At 64.4% G+C, this 12,892-nt stretch carries 10 protein-coding genes and 1 pseudogene; 2 read left to right on the top strand and 9 right to left on the bottom strand.

Features of this window, described 5'->3' with window-relative positions; genetic code table 11:
* Positions 1-37 precede the first annotated feature (37 nt).
* A protein-coding gene (locus NO363_RS06535) for an IS630 family transposase (RefSeq protein WP_256686327.1) occupies positions 38-1,167 on the top strand; the annotation gives its coding sequence in 2 pieces (ribosomal slippage) (positions 38-464 and positions 464-1,167; 1,131 coding nt in all).
* Here the strand turns inward: NO363_RS06535 and NO363_RS06530 are convergent.
* Positions 1,163-1,681: pseudogene (locus tag NO363_RS06530) on the bottom strand (carbon starvation CstA family protein); the annotation flags it as partial. The gene NO363_RS06535 and the pseudogene NO363_RS06530 overlap by 5 nt on opposite strands.
* A 253-nt stretch (positions 1,682-1,934) precedes the next feature.
* Here NO363_RS06530 and NO363_RS06525 point away from each other — a divergent pair.
* Positions 1,935-3,467, top strand: coding sequence for an aldehyde dehydrogenase family protein (locus NO363_RS06525; protein WP_256687774.1), 1,533 nt, complete (start codon positions 1,935-1,937; stop codon positions 3,465-3,467).
* Positions 3,468-3,488: 21 nt separating this feature from the next.
* Here the strand turns inward: NO363_RS06525 and NO363_RS06520 are convergent, their stop codons facing one another.
* The 8 genes from NO363_RS06520 to NO363_RS06485 form a co-directional block, all read right to left on the bottom strand.
* Complete coding sequence (locus NO363_RS06520; protein WP_256687772.1) at positions 3,489-4,379, bottom strand: polysaccharide deacetylase family protein; 891 nt, start codon at positions 4,377-4,379, stop codon at positions 3,489-3,491.
* Positions 4,372-5,436: a non-hydrolyzing UDP-N-acetylglucosamine 2-epimerase gene (gene wecB / locus NO363_RS06515; protein WP_256687770.1), complete on the bottom strand. Its 1,065-nt coding sequence runs from the start codon at positions 5,434-5,436 to the stop codon at positions 4,372-4,374. The genes NO363_RS06520 and wecB overlap by 8 nt, the downstream gene beginning before the upstream one ends.
* A complete protein-coding gene (locus NO363_RS06510; protein WP_256687768.1) occupies positions 5,433-6,470 on the bottom strand; it encodes a glycosyltransferase in 1,038 nt (345 codons plus the stop codon). The genes wecB and NO363_RS06510 overlap by 4 nt, the downstream gene beginning before the upstream one ends.
* The gene (locus NO363_RS06505) at positions 6,463-7,821 is read right to left on the bottom strand and encodes a nucleotide sugar dehydrogenase (RefSeq protein WP_256687766.1); all 1,359 of its coding nucleotides are present in this window, start codon (positions 7,819-7,821) and stop codon (positions 6,463-6,465) included. Before NO363_RS06505 ends, NO363_RS06510 begins: the two co-directional genes overlap by 8 nt.
* Complete coding sequence (locus NO363_RS06500) at positions 7,818-8,789, bottom strand: Gfo/Idh/MocA family protein (protein WP_256687765.1); 972 nt, start codon at positions 8,787-8,789, stop codon at positions 7,818-7,820. Before NO363_RS06500 ends, NO363_RS06505 begins: the two co-directional genes overlap by 4 nt.
* The gene (locus tag NO363_RS06495) at positions 8,786-9,868 is read right to left on the bottom strand and encodes a DegT/DnrJ/EryC1/StrS family aminotransferase (RefSeq protein ID WP_256687764.1); all 1,083 of its coding nucleotides are present in this window, start codon (positions 9,866-9,868) and stop codon (positions 8,786-8,788) included. Before NO363_RS06495 ends, NO363_RS06500 begins: the two co-directional genes overlap by 4 nt.
* Complete coding sequence (locus NO363_RS06490; RefSeq protein ID WP_256687763.1) at positions 9,865-10,455, bottom strand: acyltransferase; 591 nt, start codon at positions 10,453-10,455, stop codon at positions 9,865-9,867. Before NO363_RS06490 ends, NO363_RS06495 begins: the two co-directional genes overlap by 4 nt.
* A gap of 267 nt (positions 10,456-10,722) precedes the next feature.
* Positions 10,723-12,273 (bottom strand): flippase, encoded by a 1,551-nt coding sequence (locus NO363_RS06485; protein WP_256687762.1) that lies wholly within the window; start codon positions 12,271-12,273, stop codon positions 10,723-10,725.
* Positions 12,274-12,892: the final 619 nt, after the last annotated feature.

The raw sequence follows: 12,892 nt of genomic DNA, 5'->3' as shown, positions 1-12,892 counted from the left end.
AAAATGCTATCTTACTGCGCATCAATACGGTATGGCAATGAGCCAGTCAACGTACCCGATCGAGCTGACCGAAGAAGAACGCGACACTCTCAACGCGATCACATCCCACGGCGTTCACCGAGCACAGAAGATTACTCGTGCGCGCATCCTACTCCAAGCAGACGACGGCAAGAGTGACTCGGATATCGCCGAGTCACTCGGCTGTAGCCCAGCTACAGCGTGGCGAACCCGGAAAAAGTTCCACGAACGCGACCGGCTTGATGCCATCGAACGCAAAAATCCTGACCGCACCTACGAACGCAAACTCGACGGTGAGGACGAAGCTCATCTCATTGCCCTTGCTACCAGCGAGCCGCCCGACGGGCGCGCTCGCTGGACGCTCCGTCTTCTCTCCGACAAACTTGTTGTCCTCGACGAGATCGATCACGAATCAGTCTCTCACGAAACCGTGCGTCAAGTCCTCAAAAAAACGAGCTACAGCCTCACCGATCCAAGCAATGGGTGATCCCGCCAGAGCAAGACACCGAGTTCATCTACCACATGGAGGACGTCCTCTCACTCTACCGCGAACCATACGACCCAGACCGGCCTCTCGTTTGTTTCGACGAGCATCCCAAACAGCTACTCAAGCAGGTCGAGCAACCGCGCCCGGCTCAGCCGGGCACGGTTGCCCGCGAAGACTACCAGTACGAGCGTAACGGCACCAAGAACCTGTTTCTGGCCTCCGAACCGCTTGCCGGCTGGCGAGCGGTGAGGGTCAAAGATCGCCGAACCACTGAAGACTGGGTTCACTTCATGCAGCACCTCGTTGATCAGCACTACCCGGATGCGGACTGCATCCGGGTGGTGCTGGACAACCTCAACACGCACAAGCCGGCAGCCTTCTACGAGTATTTCGATCCAGCTGAAGCACGGCGGATACTCGACAAGCTCGAATTTCACTTCACGCCAGTACACGGTAGCTGGCTCAATATGGCGGAAATCGAGTTCAATACGCTCCAGCAGCAGTGTCTCGACAGACGCATCCCCGACGCGGCGACGCTCCGTCAGGAGGTCGCCGCGTGGAAGAAGGAACGAAACAGCGATGATACCGACATTGACTGGCGGTTCACGACCGACGATGCCCGAATCAAACTGAAGCGGCTATATCCTTCAATTGACGACTGACAGCACAGTAGAGCATGCTCGCGGTCGCGGCGCTCGGGTACTCCTGGAACACCAGTCCGACGACGTAGGCGAACACCGCGACGACGAGGATGATCGTGAGGAAGGCAAACCAGAGCAGGAGGTCCTTGCTCTCCTCGCCGACGTACTCGCCGATGATCGAGCCGATCGATCGGCCCTCGTGGCGGAGACTGCCTGAGAGCGAGACGAAATCGTGGACCGCGCCCATCAGCGGGTTGCCGATGGCGATCCAGAGAACGGCCGGCAGCCAGCCCCAGAGGAGGCCCGCGGTGATCGGGCCGACGATCGGTGCGCCGCCCGCGATACTCGAAAAGTGATGACCAAGAAGGACGGGTTTCTTCGCCGGAACGTACTCCTGTCCGTCCTCGTATTTGTGTGCCGGCGTCTCGGCGTCCTCGTCGAGCCCAATGAATTGGGCGAGATAGCGTGAATAGCCGATATAGCCCACACTGAACAGGACGAGTACGCCGACGACCAACCCGATAAGTGCAACCATATGTGCACGATACACTACTCAACTTTCATGATAAGGGTTTCCATACACTGTTCGATAGTATAGTGTGTGACAGTGTGAAACGCTCTATCCGGAGATCGGGCTCGCACGTCGTCTCGCGAACGTCGTTCGACCAGCCCGTCTGTCTGTACTGATGCCGTAAACGACCGACTGCTGCTCGATCGTGTCCTGCTGGTGGGTGACACACTCGGACAGCGCGACGTTTTTGTACCCGGCGGTCGCAATTCTTGCCGAGATGAGTCAACAGCTCAGCGAGCCGTCCCAACACTACGTCGACGGCGAATGGATCGATGGCGACGGCACAGAGAGCTTCGAGAGCACTAATCCCGCGACGGGCGAGAGCCTCGGCGAGTTCCAGCGCGGCACGGACGCGGACGTCGACCGTGCGCTCGCGGCCGCCGACGACGCCTTCGAGGAGTGGTCAGCGCTCTCGTACGTCGACCGCGCGGAGTATCTCTGGGAGATCTACCACGAGCTCAAGGAGCGCCACGAGGAGCTCGGCGAGATCGTCTCCAAGGAGTGTGGCAAGGAGATCTCGGAGGGGAAAGCCGACGTCAACGAGGCCTGGGATATGGTCGAGTGGGCCGCCGGCGACGCCCGCCACCCCCACGGCGACGTCGTCCCCTCGGAGATCGCCGGCAAAGACGCCTACATGCGCCGCAAACCCCGCGGCGTGATCGGCTGTATCACACCGTGGAACTTCCCGGTCGCCATTCCCTTCTGGCACATGGCCGTCTCGCTGGTCGAGGGCAACACCGTGGTGTGGAAACCCGCCGAACAGACGCCCTGGTGTGGCCAGGTCATCGCCGAGATGTTCGCCGACACCGGGATCCCCGACGGCGTGTTCAACATGGTGCAGGGCTACGGCGACGCCGGCGAGGCGATCGTCGACGACGACCGCGTCGAGACCGTGCTGTTCACCGGCTCGGCCGAGGTCGGCCACGAGATCATGGGTAAGACCGGCAGCGAGGCCGGCAAGCTCGCGGCCTGCGAGATGGGCGGCAAGAACGGCATCGTGATCACCGACGAGGCCGACATGGAGACGGCCGTTCACTCGGCGGTGATGAGCTCGTTCAAGACGACGGGCCAGCGCTGTGTCTCCTCGGAGCGCATCATCGTCCACGAGGATATCTACGACGAGTTCAAGGAGCAGTTCGTCGACATCGCCGAGGACGTCGCCGTCGGCGACCCCTTGGACGAAAACACGTTCATGGGGCCGCTGATCGAGGACGAACACAAGGAGAAAGTCACCGACTACAACGAACTCGCTCACGACGAGGACGTCGAGGTGCTCGTCGACCGCACGGAACTCGACGATGAGGAGATCCCCGAGGGCCACGAGGACGGCGTCTGGATCGGACCGTTCGTCTACGAGGCCGATCCCGAGGCCGATCTCCGCGTCACTCACGAAGAAGTGTTCGGCCCGCACGTCGCGCTCATGCCCTACTCGGGCGACATCGAGAAAGCCGTCGAGATCCACAACGACACCGAGTACGGGCTCGCGGGGGCGATCATCTCGGAGAACTACCACGAGATCAACTACTTCCGCGACAACGCCGAGATCGGGCTCGCCTATGGCAACCTGCCGTGCATCGGCGCGGAGATCCAACTCCCGTTCGGCGGCGTGAAGAAGTCGGGCAACGGCTACCCGAGCGCGCGCGAGATCATCGAAGCCGTCACCGAGCGCACCGCGTGGACGCTCAACAATGCCGAGGGCATCCAGATGGCGCAGGGTCTCTCGGCCGACATCACGACGAAGGACGACTGAGACGACGGTTCGATTTTTTCGTCAGTCGGTAGCGTCTGCGGCTGCATCGAGTGCGGCGATATCGTCTCCCTCCTCGACGAGTCGGTCGTAACACTCCGCCGGCGGACCGATCCATGCATCCAGCTCCAGCGCGCGCTCGATGAGCCGCCGGTAGAGCGTCCGGTAGCCCGGGAAATCGTCGCTCAAGTAGCGTGGATGCCAGAGCACCGTCATCACCGCGTCGTTCGCGGCGGCCTCCATGAGCAGTTGCTCGCAGGCCTTCCAGGCCCCGTCGGCGCTGTCGTGCCGTTCGAACAGCGCGACCTCCATCAGTGTCAGCGGAAAGACGGTAAAATCGTCGCCGAACGGGTGGATGGGGTCGTAGCCGTGGGTGAACCCGTATTCGGTGCTCGATCCGAGCGAACTGTCGTAGGAGAGTCCGATCGTCCGGTGGTGATCCCACGTGGCGGGCACACGGTTGAGGAAGTGCTGACGGCCCCCTTTCACCGGGTGGCCAAGCACACGCTCGACCATTTCCTTCTCCGTCGCGAGGCGCTCGCGGTCGTCGTAGGAGTCGTAGGAGCCGTGGAGACCGACTTCCCAGCCGTCCGCATCGAGCTCCCGAATGACCCTCGCCATCCGCGGGGCCGACACGTCGTAGCGCCCGAGATGTTCGATCCAGTAGCGCGGCCGCAGCCATTTCCCGAGGGAGCGGTTTCGCAGCCCGCGCTCCGAGAGGAAGTAGAACGCCGAGCGCACGCCGAGGTTGTCCTCGAGTTCCATCAGCGAGTCGAACTGCCAGTACGGGTTGACCTCGGTCGAGAGCCCCGCGAGTCGCGACGGATCGCGTTCGATCAACGCATCGGAAATCGCCTGATAGCTCTTGTACGGTCGGTCGACGTCGTGAGTGAGACAGAGCGCGAACTCAGCCATCGGCCTCTTCGAGCAGCGCGACCATCCGTTCGGCGGCGTTGCCGTCGCCGTAGAGTTCGGGCTTTTCGGGCAGCGTGATCTCCCGCTGGAGTTCGCGCTCGATCGCTTCCTCGTCGGCCCCCACCAGCGTGTTCCAGCCGGCGTCGACGGTCTCGACCCATTCGGTCTCCTCGCGGAGGGTCACACAGGGCGCATCGAGGAAGAACGCCTCCTTCTGCACGCCGCCGGAGTCGGTGGCGACGCGCTCGGCCCCATCGAGCAGGCGGACGAAATCGAGGTAGCCCTGTGGTTCGATCACCGTCAGCTGCTGCTCGACCGTCTCGCGGAGCCCGTAGGTGTCGAGGCGGTCGGCCGTCCGCGGGTGGATCGGGAAGACCACCTCGCGGTCGGCCGCGCCGAGCGCACGCATGATCGCCGCGAGGCGCTCGCGGTCGTCGGTGTTGCCGGCGCGGTGGACGGTCGCGAGAACGTATTCGCCGGCGGTGAGATCGTGTTCATCGAGCACCGTCGAGTGGTCGGCCGCGCGGGTACGTGCCCAGAGGATAGCGTCGTACATCACGTCGCCGGTCAGATGGACGTTCTCGATCCCCTCCGTTTCGAGGTTCGTGACGCCGCGCTCGGTCGGCGCAAACAGGAGGTCGGAGACGTGATCGGTGAGAATGCGGTTGGTCTCCTCGGGCATCGCGTCGTTGTGACTCCGCAGGCCGGCCTCGACGTGGGCGAGCGGAGCGTCGGTCTTGGCGGTCACGACCGCACCCGCGAGCGTGGAGTTGGTGTCGCCGTAGACGACGACCGCGTCGGGCTCTTCGCGTTCGATGAGCTCGCCGAAGCGCGTCACCATCTCGCCGGTCTGCTGGCCGTGCGTGCCGGAGCCGACGCCGAGGTTGTACTCGGGCGTCGGAATGGCGAGCTCCTCGAAGAACACCTCCGACATCGCCTCGCTGTAATGTTGACCAGTGTGGACGAGCACCTCCTCGTGGCGATCGGCGAGCGCGCGCGAGATGGGGAAGGCCTTGATGAACTGCGGGCGCGCGCCAACGAGCGAAACGACCTTCATCGGCCCTCCCGGTCGGCATGAGCCGTCTCCTCGTACTGTGGCACGCGCAGCCCCTCGTTCGTCTCCAAGTCGTAGGCCATTCCGATCGCGATCGCGATCACGCCGACGATGAGCAACAACAGGGACAGCGCGCCCTGAACGAACCCCACTCCACTGTCGATCAGCGTCCCGAGCGTGAACAGCCCGCCGAGCGCGCCGCCGATCGTACTGGCGATACCGGCCGAATAGAGTAGGATGAGTGGGTGGAAATCGTGGATCACGTAGCGAGCCACAAGCCGGCGGACGAAGTTGCGCGCGAGCAGCACCGAGAGCCGCGGCACGAACGTCGAGTACCGGATCCCGCTCTGCTCCTCGCCGTAGACCGCCGGATGGGAGACGTCGGCGACGCGAAATTGATGGATGTTGAGCGTCGTGAGCATGTCGTTCAGAAAGCCGTAATCGTCGTACAGTCCGTCGATGTCGATGCGCGCGAGCGCGTCGCCCGAGATCGCCGTAAAGCCGTTCTGTGGATCGCTCATCCCCCAGTAGCCGCTCGAAATCTTGGTGAGGTAGGTGAGCAGCGAGTTACCGAAAAACCGCCAGTTCGACATCTGCTTGCGGTCGCGGTGGAGCAGGCGCGTCCCCTTCGCGTAGTCGGCCCAGCCCTCCGCGACCGGTTCGACGATGCGCGCGAGCATGTCAGGGTTCATCTGCCCGTCGGCGTCCATCACCGCCACGACGTCGATATCGTCGTCGAGGGCGTGGCGATAGCCGGTCTTGGTCGCGCCGCCGCGACCGTGGTTGGTCTCGTGGCGGATCGGCTCGACGACACCCTCGAAGGTCGCGCCGCCGTCGGCAAGCGTCGTCTCTTCCCGACGGCTGCGGTTAGCGCGTTCGGCGTGGCGCTGGATCTCCGCCCAAGTGTCGTCGGTCGAGCAGTCGTCGACGGCGTAGACGCGATCGACGTACGCCGGCAGGGTCTCGATGACCCGCCCGACGAACGCCTCCTCGTTGTGGGCCGGAATGACGACGCCCACGCGCTTGTCGTTATACATCGCGACCGCTCCCTATCGTGTACACCCTGTGTGGGGTGTCTGATAAATCAAGCGCTCCGCGCCCGTCGACGACGACCAACGGCGAGGCGAAGGCCTGCCAGTCGATCCGCTCGAACGCCTCGTGTGGCGTCACCATGACGACGCCGTCGATCGCGCGATCAGTGATCGCGTCAGTCGCAACGGGCGTCGCGTCGAACTCGCCGAAATCGTCGATCAGCGGGTCCGCACAGAGCACGTCGGCCCCGGCAGCGTCGAGCCCGTCGATGATGGGACCGGCGGGCGTTGCGGCGGTCTCGGCGACGCCGGGTCGGTAGGCGACACCCAGCACGAGCACCGTCGTCTCGGCCAGAGAGCGCCCTTCGGCCTCGAACTCCTCGTGAAGCTTCCGCACCGTAAATTCCGGCATGCTGTCGTTGACCGCGCGTGCCGTCCGGAGCAGCGGCGCGTCCTCGGCGCGGTCGTTCGCGAGGAAGTAGGGGTAGTAGGGGATGCAGTGACCGCCGACGCCCGCGCCGGGGTCGTGGATCTCACAGAACGGCTGGGTGTTGGCGGTCGCGATCGCCTCGCGCACGTCGATCCCGAGCTCGTCGGTGAACCGCGCCAGCTCGTTGGCGAGGGCGATGTTCACGTCGCGATAGACTCCTTCGAACAGTTTGACTGCTTCGGCCGTCGTCGCGTCCGCGACGGTGATGACGCCCTTCGCGTTGAGCTGCTCGTAGATGGTGCGCGCCGCTTGCGTACTTTCGTCGTCGACCCCGCCGACGACCTTCGGGTAGGCACCCCTGATGTCCTCGAGCGCGCGCCCGCTCGACGTGCGCTCGGGACAGAAGGCGACGCCGAACTCGCCGGCCGAGAGATCGCTCTCGGCTTCGAGCAGAGGTGTGACGACCTCTCGACAGGTCTTCGGCGGCACCGTACACTCGACGACGACGAGATCGCCCGCCGATAGCCCCGAGGCGACGTCCCGGACGACGGATTCCAGAATCGAGACGTCGGGATTGTTCCCCTCGGTGAGTCGCGTCGGGACGATGACGACGTGGACTGACGCTTCCGCGGCCGCCGTACGGTTGTCGGTCGCTCGGAGCGCGTCGTCCGCGACGAGCCGTTCGACGAGCGCGTCGAGACCCGGTTCGCCCTCGACGTGGCACTCGCCGCGATCGATTCCGTCGACGACCGCCTCGTCGATGTCCGCACCGACGACGTTGCCACAGACCTCGGCGTACGCCGCCGCCAGCGGCAGCCCCATCTTCCCGAGCCCGTACACTCCGACAGGGATCTCCCCGTCACGAAACGCCTCGCGGGTGCGCTCACGTGCGCCGCCGTAGGGCGCGACGGACTCGGCACGACTCATCGGACCTCCGCCTCCATGCGATCGTCGGCCAGTCGGTCGATCCGGCGGGCGACCGACAGCGCGCGCAGGCCGTCCTCGGCGGTCACGAGCGGTGACGTCCGCTCGCGGACGCAGTCGACGAACGAGGCCAGCTCCTCCTTCAGCGGCTCGCCGCTGTCGACCATCGGTCGCTCGACGACGCCCTCGTGGCGGTAGTGCATGCCGCTCTTTCGCTCGACGTATTCGGGCAGCGAGTGGCGGTGGATGGCGACCGAGCGGTCGATGTAGTCGACGGCGATCCAACACTCGCGGGTCGTGATCGAGAGCTGTCTGATCTTCTTCTGGGTGACGCGGCTCGCGGTGAGGCTGGCGACGACGCCGCCGTCGAAGCGCAGCTGAGCGTCGATATAGCGGTTCTCCTCGGCACCGAGGGCATTGACGGTCGTGACGTCCTCGTCGATGAGCGAGAGCACCACGTCGATGTCGTGGATCATCAGGTCCATCACGGCGTTGTCCGCGATGGTGCGCTCGCGCGGCGAACCGAGTCGCTGGGCGTCGATCGCGATGATCTCCTGTTCGTCGAGGATCTCGGCGACGGCGCGCACGGCCGGGTTGAACCGCTCGATGTGGCCGACCTGGATGACGGCACCGCGATCGTGGGCGAGATCGGCGAGCTCTCGACCGGTCTCCGGATCGGCGACGAACGGCTTCTCGACGAGCACGTCGACGCCCGCCTCGATACACTCGCGGGCGAGATCGGCGTGGTGGGCCGTCGGCACCGCGATCGAGACCGCGTCGGCGCGATCGAGCAGCTCCGCCCGCGAACGCGCCTGCGTGCCGTGGCTTGCGGCGATCTCACGCGCCCGGTCGGCATCGGTATCGGCGACGCCCACGAGCTCGACGTCCGGGAGTTCGGCGTAGACGCGCGCATGGTTCTGGCCCATGCTGCCGACGCCGATGACGCCGACCCGCATCGGCGCTGTACTCACTCGACCACCTCCGTGGCGATAGCGTTCACGATGTCCGTCAGGTCCGATGGGGAGAGGTTTGGATGTACCGGTAGCGAGAGCACTTCTCGGCTCGCGCGCTCGGCGACCGGCAGCGAACGCTCGACGTCGCTGTAGGCCGGCTGTTCGTGGATCGGGATCGGATAGTAGATCCCGCTGCCGATGTCGGCCGCGTCGAGCGCCGCTTCGAGCGCGTCGCGGTGTTCGCTCCGGACGGTGTACTGGTGGTAGACGTGGCGTCGCCCGTCGGGTTCGACGGGCGTGTCGAGGGCGTCGGGCAGTTCGTCGGTGAGCCGTTCGGCGTTCGCGCGCCGTGTCTCGTTGTACTCCGGCAACCGATCGAGCTGGACACGGCCGATGGCCGCGAGCACGCTCGTCATGCGGTAGTTCTGGCCGACGGTGTTGTGTTCGTAGCTGTCGCCATCGGGATCGCGGCCGTGGTTGACGAAACTCGCCGCGCGTTCGGCGACGTCAGCGTCGTCGGTGAGCACCATCCCGCCCTCGCCGGTGGTCATGTTCTTCGTCGGATAGAACGAGAAACAGGCCGCGTCGCCGAACGAGCCGACGCGCTCGCCGTCGAATTCGGCACCGTGGGCCTGTGCGGCGTCCTCGATCACGAGGAGGTCGTGTTCGTCGGCAATCTCCTCTAAACGACCCATCGCGGCCGGCAACCCGTAGAGATGGACGGGCATGATCGCGTCGACGTCGCGCTCGCGGACGATTTCCTCGACGGCGTGGGGGTCGATCGTGTAGGTTTTCGGGTCGATATCGGCGAAAACCGGTTCGGCCCCTGCCAGCCGGATGGCGTTTGCGCTGGCGATCATCGAGAACGGCGTCGTCACCACGGTGTCGCCCGGTCCGAGACCGAGCGCCTCGACGGCCGTGTGGAGCGCGGTCGTCCCGTTGGTCGTCGCCACGCCGTAGGCAGCACCGCAGAAATCGGCGAACTCCTCCTCGAAGGCGCGCACTTCGGGGCCGTCGGCGAACTGGCCGCTGTCGAGAACGTCCACGACGCGCTCCTTCTCGCGCTCGCCGAGTTCTGGATCGGCTATTGGGATCATAGCTGGTTGGCTCCTGTGAGGTCTTCCGGTAGTGGTTCGTGGCGCGCGGGGACGCCGACTGCCAGCGTCTCCGCAGGGACGTCCTCGGTGACGACCGCGCCGGCAGCGACGAACGCACCCTTACCGACGGTCACGTCCGGCAGCAGCGTCGCGTTCGCGCCGATCGAGACGTCGTCTTCGAGCGTCGGGCCGACGAGGTCCGCCTCGCGGCGCAGAGGGTGTGGATCGTTCGTGAGCACTGCGCGCGGCCCGACAAACACCCGATCGCCGATCGTCGTCTCGGTCGGGACGTACACCCCGGTCTGGAGGCTGACGTGCGAGCCGATCGTCGACGAACCGTCGATGGTGGTGTCGGTGCCGACGAGCACGTCGTCGCCGACGGTCGTATTCTCGCGGACCACGGCGTTGTGGCCGGTCGTGAACTCGTCGCCGATCGAGGTGTCGGCGTAGACGATGGTGCCGTCCCGCACTGTCGCGTCGTCGCCGATCACGGCGGGCGAGGCGTCGGCGTCGTGGACGTAGCCGACGGTCGCGCCGTCGTCGATACGGCTGTTCGCACCGAGGCGTGCGCGCGTCTCGTCGCTCATCGGGGATCTCCGGGCGTCGGTCGGCCGGCCGTCGTGCCATCGGACGGACGGGTGGCGGGGTCCGTCCCGGCGGCGAGGCCGTCTTCAGTGGTCGTGTCGTCTGTGGTATGGTCTGTCATTCGATGGAGGTGGATGAAACGAAGCGATTGAATGACTGATCGTGTTCGATCTCATTGAGGTACACTTCGTTCTCACATATGTGTTTTCCCATCCGACGAACATCGCAGTTCGCCCGTCAGACGTCCGTCATCCGTGATCGGCCGCCGATCACTCGCGGCGCGAGGGGATGTAGCGCCGGATCACGGGCACGCGGATGCCGAGGCGATCCTCGATCTGTTCGATCGGGATCTCGTCTTCGGCCTGGAGGCAGCCGGTGACGGCGACCAGCGCCACCGCGACGAGGCCGGCACCGATGGCGAACAGCGGTAGCGTGACGATCGACAGCTCGACGACGTTCGATAGCGCGAACGCGAGCGGGAACAGCACGAGCGGCAGGAGGACGAAGGTCTTGACGGTCGATCGCGAGAACGGGGAGATGCCCGACAGCCGCCAAAGCACCAGCATGGCAATGGCGTTGAGCGAGAAAAACGACAATGCCGAGGCCAGCGCCGCGCCGACGACGCCGTACGTCGGCACGAGCACGATGTTGAGAACGATGTTGAGGACGGCCGCAGCGGTGTTCACCACGAGGATATACGTCGTGTAGCCGAACGCCGAGAGCGTGTCCTGACAGCGACCGTTGGCCGCACTGGAGAAGAAACCGATCGAGAGGATCGCCAGTGCCGTCGACGAGCGCGGATCGGTCACGTCGAAGACGATCTCGACGACGTCGCCGGAAAAGGCGACGAAGGTCAGAAAGAGCGGGAAGGCGACGATGTAGATCCACTTGGTCGTGATCTTGTAGATGCGGTCGACCTCCCCACGATTGCTATCGTCGTCGAGGCGCGAGGCCAGCGGAAGATAGAGGAAGCCGAACACCGAGAGGATCACCGGTAGCCCGGCCGCGAGCGGATAGCCGTAGTTGTAGATGCCGGCGGCGTTCGGGGCCGACGCGAGCGCGCCGAGCATGAGCGTGTCCACCTGCGAGAGGATCGACGAGACCGCCGAGGCGACCACGAGCGGAAGGGAGAACCGAACCATCGCGCCTGCGTGCGTCCGGAAGGGGCCCCGGAGCGAGAGCAATCGGTTGAGGAGGACGTGTGCGACGACGACGGCGACCACTGCCGCGACGACGTAGGCGTAGCCCGCCGCGAGAACGCCCATTCCCACCCCGAACAGCAGGACGAGCAGGATGCCGACGCGCAGGCCGTTGTAGAGCAGGTCGTAGGCGTAGGTCCGATAGATGGTGTTCTCGTGGCCACGGATCGCACCGACGGCGACGCGCAACCCGACGACGAGCGGGATCGCCAGTGCGAACAGCGTGACCAGCAGCGGCGGTGAATCGGCACCGAAGAACACGCGCCGCACCCAGTCGCCGCCGGCGATTAGCCCGCCGGCGATGACGATCCCGGCGAGTCCGGCGATGACGATACCCGTTACCCAGATGCCGCGAACGTCACGCTCGTCGTCGAACCGGGACATGAACCGCGGGATCCCCTCGTTGAAGCCGACGAGCGCGATCGTCGAGCTGAGCATCAGTATCGAGAACCCCTTGCTGAACGCGTCGAACGCGGGCTGGGAGAGCACGCGACCGAGCAGCACCTGTTCGAATAGTTTCGAGAATGCGCCCAGTAAACTACCGATCAGCATGAGACTCGCACTCGATACCAGCGACGAGAGGTTCGACTCGTCTGTTCCCGACGACTGCTCGCTCGCCATTCAGCGCCCGCCGGGAATCGACGATATCGGTCGCGCCGGACGGGAGCGACGCGTGAACTGTGCGGGTGAACTCATTACGTCAGTTCGACTCCAGCACCGGCAAACAGCTTTTCGTTCTCGTACTGTCTGATAGCGACACGGGACGGTTGGCGTTCGGAAATCCACTATTGTATGGCTGTTCGTGTCACGGAATCTTGTCCGACGGTATTCGGCAGTATCAGAAACGGTTACCCGGAGAGTTTTGCGAGGTTCTGAATTCGAATTACCTACAAAATTGTGGTTGCATTGTGCCCATCTCGGATCGATTCAATGGAGTAGTCAGGTATATCAGTTTCACCCACATAAGCCTCAAAGTGTCCAAATAGGACGATCTGTTCTCTCTCCGACAGAGAATGTATCCACGGTTTGCAGGTTGAGTAGAGTCGCGGATAAACGATAAAATCCCAATACAACACAACACAATATGACGTCGACAGAGCAATCGTGTACACAGTCAGCGGCGATCAACTGGCGTCCGGTCATCGCACAGGGCATAGCCGTGTGGGTGGCAATCGCTGTAGCGCTCGGTTTTCTGCCCTCCAGCCACCCCGCTACTATCGGTATCGCACTAAGCATGGTT

Origin of the sequence: Halococcus qingdaonensis (assembly GCF_024508235.1) — an archaeon.
Taxonomy (GTDB): Archaea; Halobacteriota; Halobacteria; order Halobacteriales; family Halococcaceae; genus Halococcus; species Halococcus qingdaonensis.
Note: the sequence above shows the minus strand (reverse complement) of the source record. Positions and strands in the feature narration are given on the sequence as shown.